At 62.8% G+C, this 16204-nt stretch carries 13 protein-coding genes; 9 read left to right on the plus strand and 4 right to left on the minus strand.

Features of this window, described 5'->3' with window-relative positions; genetic code table 11:
* Positions 1-146 precede the first annotated feature (146 nt).
* The 3 genes from BQ8482_RS28580 (at position 147) to BQ8482_RS28590 (ending at position 4183) form a co-directional block, all read left to right on the plus strand.
* Positions 147-1355, plus strand: coding sequence for an OmpP1/FadL family transporter (locus tag BQ8482_RS28580; protein WP_123150639.1), 1209 nt, complete (start codon positions 147-149; stop codon positions 1353-1355).
* Between the two features lie 280 nt (positions 1356-1635).
* Positions 1636-3360, plus strand: coding sequence for a dihydroxy-acid dehydratase (gene ilvD, locus BQ8482_RS28585; protein WP_123150640.1), 1725 nt, complete (start codon positions 1636-1638; stop codon positions 3358-3360).
* Positions 3347-4183, plus strand: a complete 837-nt coding sequence (locus tag BQ8482_RS28590) for a tetratricopeptide repeat protein (RefSeq protein WP_123150641.1) — start codon at positions 3347-3349, stop codon at positions 4181-4183. The genes ilvD and BQ8482_RS28590 overlap by 14 nt, the downstream gene beginning before the upstream one ends.
* 65 nt (positions 4184-4248) lie before the next feature.
* Here the strand turns inward: BQ8482_RS28590 and BQ8482_RS28595 are convergent, their stop codons facing one another.
* From BQ8482_RS28595 to erpA, 4 genes are all read right to left on the minus strand, one after another.
* Positions 4249-4539, minus strand: coding sequence for a hypothetical protein (locus tag BQ8482_RS28595; RefSeq protein WP_123150771.1), 291 nt, complete (start codon positions 4537-4539; stop codon positions 4249-4251).
* Between the two features lie 98 nt (positions 4540-4637).
* Positions 4638-5432, minus strand: a complete 795-nt coding sequence (gene xth, locus BQ8482_RS28600; RefSeq protein ID WP_123150642.1) for an exodeoxyribonuclease III — start codon at positions 5430-5432, stop codon at positions 4638-4640.
* A gap of 7 nt (positions 5433-5439) precedes the next feature.
* On the minus strand, positions 5440-5832 hold the full coding sequence (locus tag BQ8482_RS28605) for a VOC family protein (protein ID WP_123150643.1): 393 nt from the start codon (positions 5830-5832) through the stop codon (positions 5440-5442).
* 3 nt (positions 5833-5835) lie between these two features.
* Positions 5836-6183: an iron-sulfur cluster insertion protein ErpA gene (erpA, locus tag BQ8482_RS28610; RefSeq protein WP_123150644.1), complete on the minus strand. Its 348-nt coding sequence runs from the start codon at positions 6181-6183 to the stop codon at positions 5836-5838.
* 73 nt (positions 6184-6256) lie between these two features.
* Here erpA and BQ8482_RS28615 point away from each other — a divergent pair, with 73 nt between their 5' ends.
* From BQ8482_RS28615 to scpB, 6 genes are all read left to right on the plus strand, one after another.
* The gene (locus tag BQ8482_RS28615; protein ID WP_123150772.1) at positions 6257-7471 is read left to right on the plus strand and encodes a deoxyguanosinetriphosphate triphosphohydrolase; all 1215 of its coding nucleotides are present in this window, start codon (positions 6257-6259) and stop codon (positions 7469-7471) included.
* A gap of 74 nt (positions 7472-7545) precedes the next feature.
* On the plus strand, positions 7546-9303 hold the full coding sequence (gene argS / locus BQ8482_RS28620) for an arginine--tRNA ligase (RefSeq protein WP_123150645.1): 1758 nt from the start codon (positions 7546-7548) through the stop codon (positions 9301-9303).
* A gap of 103 nt (positions 9304-9406) precedes the next feature.
* Positions 9407-13261, plus strand: coding sequence for an SPOR domain-containing protein (locus BQ8482_RS28625; protein WP_244603014.1), 3855 nt, complete (start codon positions 9407-9409; stop codon positions 13259-13261).
* A gap of 163 nt (positions 13262-13424) precedes the next feature.
* Positions 13425-14444 (plus strand): beta-N-acetylhexosaminidase, encoded by a 1020-nt coding sequence (gene nagZ / locus BQ8482_RS28630; protein ID WP_123150646.1) that lies wholly within the window; start codon positions 13425-13427, stop codon positions 14442-14444.
* Between the two features lie 128 nt (positions 14445-14572).
* Entirely contained in the window at positions 14573-15373 is an 801-nt protein-coding gene (locus BQ8482_RS28635; RefSeq protein ID WP_123150774.1) for a segregation and condensation protein A, read from the plus strand.
* A complete protein-coding gene (gene scpB / locus BQ8482_RS28640; RefSeq protein WP_123150647.1) occupies positions 15370-16149 on the plus strand; it encodes an SMC-Scp complex subunit ScpB in 780 nt (259 codons plus the stop codon). Before BQ8482_RS28635 ends, scpB begins: the two co-directional genes overlap by 4 nt.
* Positions 16150-16204 lie beyond the last annotated feature (55 nt).

The raw sequence follows: 16204 nt of genomic DNA on the forward strand, positions 1-16204 counted from the left end.
AGCCGTTTTCCCGCTCTGCGGTGAAGCTGCCACTTTGTCTAAAATGCGGTCGGCGAAGGCGTACATGTACGCGTCGAGAATTCGTTGTTGCGACGTTAACCTGAATTGGTTCTAGCTTCCTCCATTCGTATTCGGGGAGGAGAGTCATGAACAATTTGCGTCTGAGAGCGCTGCTGGGGGCGGGGTGCTTTTCGCTGTTGATTTCGGGCGTTGCGAACGCGGGCGGCTTCGACCGGGGCGGTGTCAACATTGACCAGTTGTTTGATGCCGCGCCATATTCGTTCGACGCCGGCGTCACCTATGTTTCGCCACAGCGCACACTGAAGAATGTGCAGCGCCTGGATGGCTCGGGAATGTCGTCTTCGTCAGTGGATGTCGACGGCGACTATGCGGTGCCGCGCATCGGTATCAAGGCCAACATTTTTGAACCAGTGGATTGCCTTGCGAGCTATACGGAACCGTATGGTGCGGAGGCAGACTTCGGAATGAACAACGCCTATTCGCCAACCGCGGTCGAATACTACGTCAAAACAAATGATTTCGGCCTTACCTGCTCCTACAAGATAAACGTCGGCAAGGGCTCCCTGCGGTTCATCGGCGGCGTCTCCTACCAGGAGGTCGATGCGTTTCTGTCGCGCCAGACCTTGCTGGCCTTCGGCAATACCGGCCTCGGAAAATTCAAGCTTTCCGACGAGGCATGGGGTTGGCGCGTGGGCGCCGCTTATGAAATTCCCGAAATCGCCTTGCGCGCAAGCTTGATGTACTCTTCGAGCTACAAATATGACGGACTGTCGGGAACCGTCGACACGACCGGATTTGCAGGTGGGCCGCTAGGAAATGTTACCGGAGTGTTCCCTGTCTCCGCCTCGGCCGAGATACCCCAGGCCGTGGAATTCAAGCTGCAGAGCGGGATAGCGCCTGGCTGGTTGGCCTTTGGCTCGGTTCGCTGGCAGGAGTGGAGCAAGCTTGGCATTATTCCAATTAACGGCGTGATTAACCCGGTTTTCGGTACACCCTCGTCCGTTTCTTTCGATCTGCTTTATCGCGATGGCTGGACGGTTTCGGGCGGCATAGCTCACAAGTTCACCGACCAATTGTCTGGCGCGGTTTCGCTGACCTGGGACCGTGGAACCTCGACGACCTCCGGCTATCAGTCGGACACCTGGTCCGTGGCCAGCGGCATTTCTTATTCGCCGAACGACAAGATCGAGGTCAGACTTGGTGGCTCGATCGGTGTTCTGACCAGTGGGTCGTCGACCTTCACCGGTGTTGGCGACACGGCAAATGCCATCACCTACACGTACGACGACGATCTGCTCCTTGCCGGCTCAGCTTCGGTTAAAGTCAAGTTCTAAATGCATGTTTTCAATAGTAAAAAGCCGGGTCATGCCCGACTTTTTTACTTGAGGGGGGCTTCCCGGCAACCAAGCGGCGTTGCAACGACGCCGCTTCCCTCTGCCTCACGCGATCGTGATGTTTTGGCAACAGTTTCTGAACAACCCTCGCGCCACAAGGGCGCTCGCCGACATTGCCTACTTCCCGCCATAAACCCGGCGCACCTCGAATTCGTCTCAGGGCATGTGCCAAAAGGCTCGGCAATGGGGCAGGTCGCACCGCTCGCGGCAAGGGAAGAGTATGAACGCCAGAGTCATCTCCAAGACCAAGCTGCCCAGCCGCTATGTGACCGTCGGTCCGGCGCGCGCGCCGCACCGCTCCTATCTCTATGCGATGGGATTGTCGGCGGCCGAGATCGCGCAGCCGCTGGTCGGTGTCGCGAGCTGCTGGAACGAGGCGGCACCGTGCAACATCTCGCTGATGCGCCAGGCGCAGGTGGTCAAAAAGGGCGTCGCCGCGGCTAACGGCACGCCACGCGAATTCTGCACCATCACCGTCACGGACGGCATCGCCATGGGCCACCAGGGCATGAAATCGTCGCTGGTGTCGCGCGAGGTCATCGCCGATTCGGTCGAACTCACCATGCGCGGCCATTGCTACGATGCACTGGTTGGCCTTGCCGGTTGCGACAAGTCGCTGCCCGGCATGATGATGGCCATGGTGCGGCTCAACGTGCCGTCGATCTTCATCTATGGCGGTTCGATCCTGCCCGGTTCCTACAAGGGCCGCCAGATCACCGTGCAGGATGTGTTCGAGGCCGTCGGCCAGCACTCGGTCGGCACGATCGGTGACGCCGAACTCCTCGAAATCGAACAAGCCGCTTGTCCGTCGGCCGGCTCCTGCGGCGCCCAGTTCACCGCCAACACCATGGCCACCGTCGCCGAGGCCATCGGCCTGGCGCTGCCCTATTCCTGCGGAGCGCCGGCGCCCTACGAGATGCGCGACCGCTTCAATTTCGCCGCCGGCGAAAAGATCATGGAGCTGATCGCAAACAATATCCGCCCGCGCGACATCGTCACGCTGAAGGCGCTGGAGAATGCGGCGACCGTGGTTTCGGCCACCGGCGGCTCGACCAACGCAGCGCTGCATTTGCCGGCGATCGCGCATGAGGCCGGGATAAAGTTCGACCTGTTCGACGTCGCCAGGATCTTCGAGAAGACGCCCTACATCGCCGACCTGAAGCCGGGCGGCAAATATGTCGCCAAGGACATGTTCGAGGCCGGCGGCATTCCGCTTTTGATGAAGACGTTGCTCGACCACGGCTATCTACATGGCGACTGCCTGACGGTGACCGGCCGCACTTTAGCCGAAAATATGGAGCACGTTGCATGGAATGATAGCCAGGATGTGGTCCGTCCCGCCAACCGACCAATCACCCAAACGGGTGGCGTCGTGGGCTTGAAGGGAAACCTTGCCCCCGAAGGCGCGATCGTGAAGGTCGCGGGCATGTCGGAGCTGAAATTCTCTGGTCCGGCACGCTGCTTCGATTCGGAAGAGGAATGTTTCCAGGCGGTTACGGATCGCAGCTACAGCGAAGGCGAGGTCCTCGTCATCCGCTACGAGGGACCGCGCGGCGGTCCGGGCATGCGCGAAATGCTATCGACGACAGCTGCTCTCTACGGCCAGGGCATGGGCGGCAAGGTGGCTCTCATCACCGACGGACGTTTTTCGGGCGCGACACGCGGCTTCTGCATCGGCCATGTCGGGCCGGAAGCCGCCGTGGGTGGTCCGATCGGGCTGCTCAGGGATGGCGATTTGATCTCGATCGACGCGGTGAGCGGCACGATCGAGGTGGCGCTGTCCGACGCCGAACTGGCGGCCAGGGCGAAGGCATGGAAGGCGCGCGCGACCGACTATCAGTCGGGCGCGATCTGGAAGTATGCGCAAACGGTAGGGCCTGCCCGCGACGGCGCGGTCACCCATCCCGGTGGTGCGAAAGAAACACATTGTTATGCGGATATCTGAGTTGCTGAGGTTGTCTGTCTTTTCGGCACTGGTCGCGATCGCCACTTTTGGCGCGACCTTGGGCGCCGCGGGCCAGGCCATGGCCTTCGACGACAAGGTGTTCGACGACAAGACCGGCGTGAAGCCGCAGTCCAGCCCGTGGGCGGTGTTTCAGTTCGGCTTCTCCGCTTATAAGAACGGCCGCAAGGAGCAGGCCGCGGAGGCTTATAAGTACGCGGCCGAAAACGGCCAGATCGGCGCCACCTGGAAGCTTGCGCGTATGTATGCCGAGGGTGACGGCGTGGAGCGCGACGATTATGCGGCGTTCAAGTTCTTCAGCGAGATCGTCGACCAGGACGTCGAGCCCGGTTCGCCGGAAGAGAGCTATGTGTCGGACGCGCTCGTGGCGCTCGGCGATTATCTGAGGAAGGGCATCCCCGGCAGCCCCATCACAGAGAACGAGGTGGCGGCCCAGGAATATTACATGCGCGCCGCCGCCAATTACCGCAACCCGAATGCCCAGTTCGAGATGGGCCAGATCTTTCTGAATGGCAAGGGCGGCGTCAAGGCTAGCCTGAAGCAGGCCGGGCGGTGGTTCCAGCTCGCTGCGGAAAAAGGGCATGCCGGCGCGCAGGCGACGCTCGGCCACCTGCTTTTCCAGAGCGGCAAGATCGTTCGGGGGCTGGCGATGATGACCGCGGCACTCGAGCGGGCCTCGCCTTCCGACCAGCCATGGATACGCGGCATGCAGGAAGAGGCGTTTGCCGCCGCGGGCGAGGCCGACCGCCGCACCGCGATTTCGCTGGCCGACGACATCCTCACAAAGGGCGGCGGCGACCGGTAGTCGCGAAGCCAGTCACAAAGCCAATAGTCAGGAAGAATGGGTATCTCGAAGTCGGACAGCCGAGATCAATTCTCGGTCGGTTTAGTCGGAACGAGGCCGGACTCCGGCGTTGAAATCGGCGTGGCCGGCGGCACCAGCGTGGTTCCCGGACAATCGTCCCGAATCTTTGTCCATGACGTGTTGTTGAGCACCATGTCGCAGCGGGCGAGGTGGCTCCGGCCGGAAAGCGTCAGGCAGGCGACCTGGCCGATCTGGAATGACTTTCCGTTGGCCAAGCATTCAGGATCGGCAAAAGCCGGCGTCGCCGCGAGGGCGAGCGCGGCGGCACATAGGCAAATCGCAAACCTGATCGTCATTCTGAACCCCGGCCGAACCCGGACTGCAGCGGAACCCCCGATTGTGGCGATATGACGGTCCATCAACCGGGAATCCGGCGGTCCGGACCTCGAAATGATCAGATCGGCGCAAAAGCCAGTTCGACGGCCACCGGCACATGGTCGGAGGGTTTTTCCCAGGCGCGCACGTGCTTTTCGATCGAGACCGAGGAAAAGCGGTTGGCGGCCTCGGGCGAGAGCAGCAAGTGATCGATGCGGATGCCGTTGTTCTTCTGCCAGGCGCCGGCCTGGTAGTCCCAGAAAGTAAAAATGTCCGGCGAGTCGGTGACCGCGCGCACGGCTTCGGTGAAGCCGAGGTTCTTCAGCCGGCGAAACGCCTGCCTGGTCTGCGGCTGGAACAGCGCATCGCTGAGCCAGTTCTCCGGGAATTTCGCATCGATGTATTCGGGGATGACATTGTAGTCGCCGGCCAACACCAGGGCCTCTTCGAGCGAGAGCCTTTCCTCGGCCCAGCGCTCCAGCCGCGCCATCCAGGACAGCTTGTAGGAGAACTTCTTCTCGTCATCGATCGGGTTGCCGTTCGGCAAGTAGAGCGAGGCAACGCGCAACGCGCCCTTGTCGGTCGAGAACACGCCCTCGATGAAACGCGCCTGATCGTCGGCATCGTCGCCCGGCAGGCCTCTGATAACCTCGTCGAAGCGCAGTTTCGACAGGATGGCGACGCCATTAAAACCCTTTTGGCCATAGATTTCGACGTTGTAGCCAAGCGCCTCGATCTCGGCGCGCGGAAACTGCTCGTCGACCGTCTTGATCTCCTGCAGGCAGGCGATATCAGGCGCGCTTTCCGTCAGCCAATGGGTCAAATTGCCGATGCGGGCCCGAACGCCGTTAATGTTCCAGGTGACGATTTTCATGACGGCCTCAGTGATGTTCCGGCGGATGACGTTCGACGAGGCCGATCGTATTGCCTGCCGGGTCCTTTAGGAAGGCCATCCATTCGCTTTCCCCCGCCGGCCCGAACAGGCCTTCGGTATCGCGATGGACGAGCATCGGCGGCGCGGTGAAGGGGACACCGGCGGCTTTTGCCGAGGCGTGGAAATCGTCGAGGCCCGAAATGTCGAGATAGACGGTGCCGGCCGGCAGGCCATCGGTGAACAGCAGCCGCACGTCGCCGGCCATGATGAAGGCGATGCCGGGCGGATCAAAGCGTGCGTGCACCGTCATGCCGAGCACGTCATGCCAGAACGTCAGCGTTGCATCGAGATCGCGCCCGGCTGAAAGCGCGACCTGACGGACCGCGCTAATGGCAGGCATTTTCTAAATACTGAAGCTGGTGCCGCAGCCGCACGAGGCGACCGCATTCGGGTTCCTGATCTGGAACGACTGGCCCATCAAGTCGTCGACGAAATCGATCACCGACCCACCCATGTAGACCAGCGAGAGGTCGTCGATCAGCACGGTGGCGCCGTCCTTCTCGATGGCGACGTCATCATCGTTGCGCGTGTCGACAAGGTCGAACTTGTAGGAAAAACCGGAGCAGCCGCCGCCCTCGACCGAAACGCGCAGCGCCTTCTTCCCGGCTTCGCCAGATATAATCTTGGCGATCCGCCTGGCGGCGGCGTCGGTCATCTCGACTTTCACGGCAGTCTTGGCATCAGCGCCCATGGGCGTCACCTTGCTTTCGGTTTCACATGATAGGTATGAAGCGCGAGAGGGCAAGTCAACTGCGGCAGCGGCGATGACAAATGAGTTGGGCGACATCGGATTCGGCTATCGGCCGCGCGCAGCCTATGCCTGCGATCCGGCAAAGTCGCGTGGGCGCCTGTTCGACGAGGTGGAGAGCCCGACCCGCACGCCGTTCCAGCGCGACCGCGACCGCATCATCCATTCGACGGCATTCCGCCGGCTGAAGCACAAGACGCAGGTGTTCGTCGCGCATGAGGGCGACCATTACCGCACCCGGCTAACGCATTCGATCGAGGTGGCGCAGATTGCGCGTGCCCTGGCACGGGCGCTGCGCGGCGACGAGGACCTGGCCGAGGCGGTGGCGCTGGTGCACGATTTCGGCCACACGCCCTTCGGCCATACCGGCGAGGATGCGCTGAACGACAAGATGGCTGCCTGGGGCGGTTTCGACCATAATGCGCAATCGCTGCGCGTGGTGACGCGGCTGGAGAGCCGCTATGCCGAATTCGACGGGCTGAACCTCACCTGGGAAACGCTGGAGGGGCTGGTCAAGCACAACGGCCCGCTGACCGACGCCAGGGGAAAAGGCCTGAAGGGGCCGGTGCCGCAAGCGATCCGAGACTATTCGGAGCTGCACGATCTCGAGCTCGACCGCTTCGCCGGCATCGAGGCGCAGTGCGCGGCAATCGCCGATGACATCGCCTACAACACCCATGACATCGACGACGGCCTGAGGTCAGGCATCCTGAAGCTGGACATGCTGGAAAAGATCTCGCTGCCCGGCTCGATCCTTGAAGGCGTGCGCCGGCGCTATCCGGCGCTCGACGATGTGAGGACAGGGCACGAACTGATGCGCCGGCAGATCACGATGATGGTCGAGGATGTCATCGTTTCCACCGCCGCCAATCTGGCCCGCATCAAGCCGGACAGCGCCGACGCGGTAAGGGCGGCAGGCGAGACGATGGTGACCTTTTCAGCCGAAATGGCCGCGTTCGAAAAGGAATTGAAGGCCTTTCTCTACAAGCATCTCTACCGGCACAGCGAGGTCATGCGCGTGCGCAACGAGGCCGAGCAGATCGTCAACGACCTATTCGAGGTCTATTTCGCCGATCCGCGCGCCATGCCCGATGGCTGGCGCGAAGGGCTCGACCGGGCCGACGATCGCATCAAGGCGCGCAGCGTCGCCGATTTCCTGGCGGGCATGACGGATACCTACGCATTGAAAGAACACCGCCGTTTGTTTGACCATACGCCGGAATTAAGCTAGGCCGAGCTCGATTTTGCCGGCCAATGAGCCGGATCCCTGCAAAGCCGCCAGAGCCACACCCCAGAGCCACACCAATGAACATCTTCGCCGATTTCAACGCGCGAATCACCAGAGCTGTCGAAGCGCTTGATTTGAAAGACAAGGATGGCGGTTCGCTGGACCTGTCGCGCATCGCCGTCGAGCCGCCGCGCGACCCCAGCCATGGCGACCTGGCGACCAATGCCGCGATGGTGCTGGCCAAGCCGACCGGCCAGTCCCCACGCGCACTGGCTGAAAAGCTGGCGCAGGCGCTCCGTGCCGACATCGACATCGCCGCCGCAGACGTCGCCGGTCCGGGCTTCGTCAATCTCAGGCTCAGGGACGCATTCTGGCAGGTGCACCTGACTGCGCTGCTCGGCGAAGGCCGCAATTACGGCCGCTCGGCCGTCGGCGGCGGCAAGAAGGCAAACGTCGAATATGTCTCGGCCAACCCGACCGGGCCGATGCATGTCGGCCATTGCCGTGGCGCCGTGGTGGGTGATGCGCTCGCCAATCTGATGGCCTTCGCCGGTTATGACGTGACCAAGGAATATGTCATCAACGACGCTGGTTCGCAGATCGACGTGCTCGGCCGCTCTGCCATGCTGCGTTACCGCGAGGCGCTCGGCGATGATATCGGCGAGATTCCTGCCGGGCTTTATCCGGGCGATTATCTCATCCCGGTCGGCCGGGGGTTGGCCAGCGAATTCGGCCGCTCCTTGCTGCAGATGGCCGACGAGGAAGCGCTTGCCATCGTCAAGGACAGGACGATCGATGCGATGATGGCGATGATCCGTGAGGATCTGGCGCTGCTCAATGTGCATCACGACGTCTTTTTCTCGGAGCGCACGCTGCACGCCGACAACGCCCGGAAAATCCGCTCTGCGATCAGCGACTTGACGCTCAAAGGCCATATCTACAAGGGCAAGCTGCCGCCACCCAAGGGCGAGAAGCCGGACGACTGGGAGGATCGCGAGCAGACGCTGTTCCGCTCGACGGCGGTCGGCGACGACATGGACCGGGCGCTGGTCAAGTCGGACGGTACCTTCACCTATTTCGCCGCGGACGTCGCCTATTTGAAGGACAAGGTCGATCGCGGTTTCGTCGAGCTGATCTATGTGCTTGGCGCCGATCATGGCGGCTATGTGAAGCGCCTGGAAGCGCTCGCCCGGGCGATCTCCGGCGACGAGGTGAGGCTTACCGTGCTGCTTTGCCAGTTGGTGAGGCTTTTTCGCGAGGGCGAACCGGTGCGCATGTCGAAGCGGTCGGGCGATTTCGTGACGCTGCGCGAAGTGGTGGAGGAGGTCGGCCGCGATCCGATCCGCTTCATGATGCTGTACCGCAAAAACGATGCGCCGCTCGATTTCGACTTCACCAAGGTGACAGAGCAGTCGAAGGACAATCCGGTGTTTTATGTGCAGTACGCCTCGGCGCGCTGCCATTCGGTGTTCCGGCAGGCGAGCGAACAGTTGGGCGAGGCCAATTTTGATCGCAGTCGGCTGGCCGCCGCCACCGCTTCGCTGACCGACGAAGGCGAGATCGGCCTGATCAGGAAGCTTGCCGAATATCCGCGGCTGATTGAATCCGCGGCCCTTGCGCTCGAGCCGCACCGGCTGGCATTCTACCTCTACGATCTCGCCTCCAGCTTCCACGGACATTGGAACCGCGGTACCGAGAATCCGGACTTACGTTTTGTTAAGGTTAACGACCGACAATTGACGCATGCCAGACTAGGGCTGGTGCAGGCTGTTTCGGACGTTTTGACGTCCGGCCTGACGCTGATCGGAGCCGATGCGCCCACCGAAATGCGTTAGGTTTGACTAAAAAACCTGTCACCTTTTGCCCACATTGCGCTGGTAAGGGCCAACCCTACGCGACGTCCATGGCGTCCGAATGAGTGCGAGTTCGGGAACAATAATGGCAGACAGAACCCAGCTGAGAGCAGCCGCCCAAAACGATATCGCCGACGATGATCCGTTCGCGGAACTGACCAGGATCATGGGGTTCGACCCGCGCCAGCCGGTCAAGCCGCAGGCCCAGCCGAAGGCGGCTCCAGCCAGCCAGCCGGCGGATGACGGCGATTTCGACATCGACCTCGAAAAGGAGTTGATGGGCGAATTCGGCGCCGACGACAATGACGGCGCAACCGAGATTCGCGAGCCGGCTTTCGAAGCGGCTGCCACTGACGCAATGGACGACGGGCTTGGGGACGACGAGCTTGCCGCGTCGCTCGAACAGGATTTCCTGCTCGACGCCGATGCGGCGGACGAAGCCGTCCATGCGGTTGCTGCCGACGACGCGCGTGCAGGTGTTGCCGAAGCAACCGCGCCGGCTGTTGAAGCTGCGTTCGATGACGATTTCGACGATGCGCTTGCCAGTTCGCTCGAAGACGTGTCGCCTTTCGAAGACGATTTGCCGGTGAACGAGAAGCTTGGGAACGACGAGCTTGCCGCGTCGCTCGAACAGGATTTCCTGCTGGACGACGATGCGACGGACGAAACCGCCTATGCCGTTGCTGCCGATGACGTTCGCTCTGACGTTGCCGAAGCATCCGCGCCGGCTGCTGAAGCTGCCTTCGATGACGATTTCAACGATGGGCTCGCCAGTTCGCTCGAAGATGTGTCGCCATTCGAAGACGATTTACCGGTGGACGACGAGCTTGCCGCGTCGCTCGAACAGGATTTACTGCTCGACGACGATGCGATGGACGAGGCCGAACAGAATACCGCCACCGTGTCCGCCCTGGCCGCCGAACCCGCCTTCGACGATGAATTCGACGACGCAGTCGCAAGCTCGCTCGAAGACGAGCTGATGCTCGACGAGCACGTGCCGATGGCGCACGCCGTCGCTGCCGAACCCGCTGAAATCTCCGCGCCGGCCGCCCAACCCGTCTTCGACGACGAATTCGACAATGCCGTCGCAAGCTCGCTCGAAGACGAGTTGATACTCGACGAACACGTGCCGATGGAGCAGGCCGCTGTTGAAGCTCCTGCTGCGCCTGATCGGGCCGTTTCGGAAGCGTCCGGTGAGGACTTTGTCGGCCACTACGACGCCATGGCCGATGTCGACATGGATTTCGAGGTTCGCACGGCTGAACCGGTCGAAATTGACGAGCCAGAAATTGACGAACCGGAGGCTATCGCGGCCAAGGATGGGCCTTCCGCCGCGACCCCGGAAGATGCGTTCGACGCCGATTTTGACTTGAGCCTCGACGAAGCGCTTGCCGAGGAAGCCGAGGAGCCGGTTGCGCAGGCCTCCGGCGTTGCAGCCCAACCGACGGCGCCGGCCGCCGTAGTCCAGCCGGCGGCGCCAGCCCCCGTCGCTGACGAGCGAAGCCTCGAAGACGAGTTGAACGCGCTGTTGGGCACCATGCGCACACGGGCTGCCCCCGTGGCTGCGTCCGCGGCCAATGAACCCGCCATGGTTCAGCAGCCTGTGGCTGCGGCTGGAAAAGCCGCCGACAAACCAGTGGATACCATCGACGAACTGGACTGGAGCCTCGACGAGCAAGACCTTTCGGAGCCATCGGATGGCGCGGTTGAGGCGGCCGAGGCCGATCTCGACTCCGTTCTCCTCGATGAGCTCGAGAGTCAGGATTTCGGCGCTGAAGATGCCGCCCGGCCGGCCGATGTCGATTTCGACGATGATGCATTGCATACCGCTTTCGCCAAGGACATCGGTCTGGACCATGGCGACGGCGAGAACGTTGCGGCCGCCGCTTCCCAGGACGACGCGCTCAACTGGATGGCCGCACGCTCCGCCCCGCCGGCGCCGGCCCATTCGTGGAGCCGCGTAACGCCGGTCGCGCAGTCGCAACCTTCCTTTGCAGCCCAGCCGACGGCTTCGGCGAGGACCACGGAAGTGGCCTCGGGGAAGGCCACGGAAGCGCCGCCGCCGATGGCTGCGGTACCATCCTATCAGGATGAGCCGGCGCAAAACGATGCCGCCAATGCTGCATCTGCGCCGGCGCAAAGCGAACAGTCTTCGTCGTATGACGAGATGCCTGATGTCGAGACGGTCGATGTGCCCGAGCGCGTCGTGGCGCTGGCGGACGACCTCGATATTCCGGAACTCGACTTCAATGACGACGAACCGGCGGCGCCTGCCTATGACGATCTCGACACCGAGTTCGCCAGCCTTCTCACCGAAATGAACACCGTAGACGTCGCTGCCGCCCCGGCGCGCAGTGCGTCGTATGACGACGAAACCTACAATGCAGGTTTCCAGTCAGGGGCCGGAATCCAGTCAGCGGCCGGGTTCCAGTCAGCCTATGAGCCCGAACGCGTTGAAACGCGGACCTATGCGGCGAGACCCGCACAAGCGTCTGTCAGTGCGTCTTATGCCGATGCCGCCAGCGGCTTCGATTGGGGCGACTTGCCCAACGGCCGGCCGGCCTCGCAGGCCGACGACTTTGGATTGGACGAACTCGACTACGACCCCGAACTGGATGAGGCCATGTCGGTTCCCGGCTTGGCTGGGCACGATGCCGCGAGGCCGCGGAGCCGCGGCCTGCTGGTCGCCGCAGTCGTCGGCGCCGTGGCGCTCGCCGGCGGTCTCGGCGCCTTCGCGCTGTCTTTCGGCGGCGCCGGCGGCGCCGATGCGCCGGTCATCGTCAAGGCGGACAACGCACCGATCAAGGTCAGGCCTGAAAATCCGGGCGGCACCGTCGTGCCGAACCAGGACAATAAGGTCTATGACGCAGTGGCCAAGGGTGGCCCAAAGCCTGCCGAACCGGTCCAGGAAAAACTGGTCACCAACACCGAAGAGCCGGTGAACGTGGCGGCCAAGGAGCCGCCGCAGAGCCGTGTGGTCGATCTTTCGCCCGACGATATCGACACGGCTGAAGCCGCCGATGCAATCCGCAATGCCGAATCCGCCGCCGCTGAAGGCGCCAATGCGATCCGCGGCACGCAAGCGGCCGGAAATGCCGACGTCGCCGCCGCGCCGGCACCCAAGTCCGAGGATCGTATCGCCCAGGTTCTGCAAGAGGCCGACCAGGGCATCGAGCCCGACGTCGTCGCCGTTGCACCGCGCAAGGTGAGAACCATGGTGGTCAAATCAGATGGTTCGCTGGTTGCGCGCGAGGATCCGGCGCCTGCGGCACCGCAGACGGCTGCCGTTGAACCTGTCGATCCGGCGCCTGCACCGCAGATGGCTGCCGTCGAACCTGTCGATCCGGCGCCGCAGCATGTGGCCCCAGCGGGACAGGCCGACGACGCAGCAGAACAGACCGGTACGGTACCGCCTGTTGCCGACCAGGCAAGTGGCGATCTGTTGGGTGGCGACCCGGTGGGCGGCGATCAGACCGAAATCGCCAAGCCGGAAACAGCCAAGCCGGAAACAGTCGATCCGACAACCGCGCCGGCAGCCGCGCCTGAGGCTGAGGCCCAAACCGCCCAGCCTGCCAATACGCCGGCCACGGTTCCGGTGGCGCCGCAGCGTCCGTCCGACCAGCCGGTCGACGTCGTCGGCGAGGTCAAGCCCGACCAGGTTGCGTCCATCAGTCCGGCGGCCGCCTCGACCAGCGGTGGCTCGTGGTCGATGCAGATCGCTTCGCAACCGACTGTCGAAAGCGCCCAGTCGACCTATCAGGATCTGCAGCGCCGCTACGGCAGCGTGCTTTCCGGCCACACCGCCAACATCGTCAAGGCCGAGATCGCCGGCAAGGGAACGTTCTATCGCGTCCGCGTCCCGGCGAAGTCGCGCAACGATGCGATCAACCTGTGCACCAACTACAAGGCTGCCGGCGGCAACTGCTTCGTGTCGCGCTAGCCATTTCGAATATCCCGCCCTTGGGCGGAAAGAACCGGCGCGGTCACGAACCGCGCCGGTTTTTTTGGTGGAAGGGAGTTCTTTGTGTGGAAGGGGTTGTGGCTCAACCGCATGTGGTTCGATGCGATTCCCTTTGTCCGCGTGAAGCTCTAAACTCCTGCTCATGACCGAATCAAAATCCATGATCCTCGGCTGCGCCGGGAAATCGCTCACACGCGACGAAATCAATTTCTATCGCAATGAATGCCCGTGGGGCTTCATCCTGTTTGCGCGCAACATCGGCGAGACCGAGCAGATCCGCGATCTGGTCGCGGCGATGCGCGACTGTATTGAGCGCCCGGACGCCCCGGTGTTCATCGACCAGGAAGGCGGCCGGGTGCAGCGCCTGCGGCCGCCGTTGGCGCCGAATTATCCGGCCGGTGGTGCGCTCGGGGCCTTGTGGCGCAACGACCACTACGCCGGCAACCGCGCCGCCTGGCTGATGGCACGGCTGCATGCCTTCGACCTGCTGCGCTACGGCATCACGGCGGATTGCCTGCCGGTGCTCGACGTTCCGATCGAGGGCGCCAGCGACGTCATCGGCGCGCGCGCCTATGGCAAGGAGCCTCGTGCCGTCATCGAACTGGGTCGCGCCGCGGCGGAAGGCCTGATGTCGGGCGGCGTGCTGCCGGTGATGAAGCATATTCCCGGGCATGGACGGGCCTTTGCCGACACGCATTTCGAACTGCCGACCGTCGATGCCTCGATGAGCGACTTGCAGCGGCATGATTTCGCCCCGTTCAGGGAGCTCAATCATTTGCCGATGGCGATGACGGCGCATGTCGTCTACAGCGCGATCGACCCGAAGAACCCGGCCACGACGTCCGGCAAGGTCATCGACGAGATCATCCGCGGCGAAATCGGCTTCGACGGGCTGTTGATGAGCGACGACACCTCGATGAAGGCACTTTCTGGGGATTTCCCGACAAAGGCGGCCGCGATCCTTGCGGCGGGCTGCGATCTGGTCCTTCACTGCAACGGCGTTTTCGAGGAAATGGCCGGCATTGCGTCGCGCACAACAGGGCTTGAAGGCACGTCGCTGCAACGCGCGCAACGGGCGCTGACCTATATCAAGAAGCGCGATCGGGCTGATGAAGCCGAGATACGCGCCGAATTCGCCACCTATTTCGATGCGGTGGCCTAGACCATGATCCCGAAAAAATGGGAGCCGGTTTTTCGGAACAGATCATGGTCAAACAAGAAGATAGAAGCAAAGGAAAGCGACAGGAAGTGGCGGAAACATTGGACAACAAGGCCGGCAAGGCAGCACCGATGGACCGTCTGTGGGGCGAGAACGACGATTCGCGGCTGACCGGCGATCCCGCGCTGGTCGTCGACGTCGACGGTTTCGAAGGCCCGCTCGATCTTCTGCTGCATCTTGCCCGCAACCAGAAGGTCGATCTGTCGCGCATCTCGATCCTGGCGCTGGCCGAGCAATATCTGGCCTTCGTCGAGAAGGTGAGGGCGCTCAGGCTGGAGCTTGCCGCCGACTATCTGGTGATGGCGGCGTGGCTGGCGTTTCTCAAGTCGAAGCTTTTGATCCCCAAGCAACCCGGCGACGACGGCGAAAGCGGCGAGGAGCTGGCGGCGGTGCTGCAATTCCGGTTAAAGCGGCTGGAAGCGATTCGCGACGCGGCGGCACGCCTGGTCAACCGCAACCGGCTTGGACGCGACGTGTTCGCCCGCGGCATGCCGGAAATGGTCATCGTCGAGAAACGCAACGCCTATTCGGCCTCGCTCTACGATCTGCTGACCGCGTATGCGGCGCAACGCCAGAAGCAGGCCATCACTAATGTGACGATCGCCAGGCGCGGTGTGTGGTCGCTCAAGGATGCGCGCGATATCCTCAACAGGCTGATCGGCTCGCTTGCCGACTGGAAGGCGCTGGACAGCTTCCTGATCGAATATCTGACCGACCCGGACGAGCGGCGTACCGCGATTGCCAGTTCGTTCGCGGCGACGCTGGAACTGGTGCGCGAAGGCAAAATGGAAATGCGACAGGACGAGGTGTTCGCGCCGCTCTATCTGCGCGGCCGTGCGCAAGGCATCAGGGCAGTCGAGGTGGCATCATGAGTGAACGCGCCAACGCGTCGGTCATTCCGTTCAAGGTCGACGACGAGACCGAAGAGGGCGTGCTCGCCGGGGCACCGGCAGAAAGCCAGGCCCAGAACTTGTCCCAGAATCCTGGCGAGCGGCTGCATATGGCGGAAGCCGTGCGCATGGCCGAGGCGATCGTTTTCGCCAGCGCCGAGCCGGTCAGCGAAAAGCAGCTTGCCGCGCGCCTGCCCGACGGCATCAGCATTGCCGCGGCGATGGCCGAACTGCAGCAGATTTATGCGCGGCGTGGCGTCAATCTGGTGCGCGTCTCCGATGCTTGGGCGTTCCGCACCGCCGGCGACCTCGCCTTCCTGATGAGCCGCGATACGGTACAGCAGAGGAAGCTTTCCCGTGCGGCGCTCGAAGTGCTGGCGATCATCGCCTACCACCAGCCGGTGACGCGCGCCGAGATCGAGGATATCAGAGGCGTCGAGACCTCGAAAGGCACGCTGGACATGCTGATGGAGACCGAATGGGTGAAGATGCGCGGCCGGCGCCGCACGCCCGGCCGTCCCGTCACCTACAGCACCACCGACATCTTCCTCGACCATTTCGCGCTGGAGGAGATCCGCGATCTTCCCGGCATGGACGAATTGAAGGGCGCCGGGCTGCTTTCGGGCCGCATGCCGTCGAATTTTTCCATTCCGCTGCCGCCGGCGGATCCGGATGCGCTGACCGACGACGAGGATCCGCTGACCGACATCGACCTCGAGGAACTCGGCCTGTTGACGCCGCGCGTCGAGGAAGATTGACCCAAACGACGTGCCAAAAGCCGTTGGTATTTCGCGGCTGCGCCGATTGGTAGCG

It is taken from the genome of Mesorhizobium delmotii, from assembly GCF_900149755.1.
In the GTDB taxonomy this organism is placed as follows: domain Bacteria; phylum Pseudomonadota; class Alphaproteobacteria; order Rhizobiales; family Rhizobiaceae; genus Mesorhizobium; species Mesorhizobium delmotii.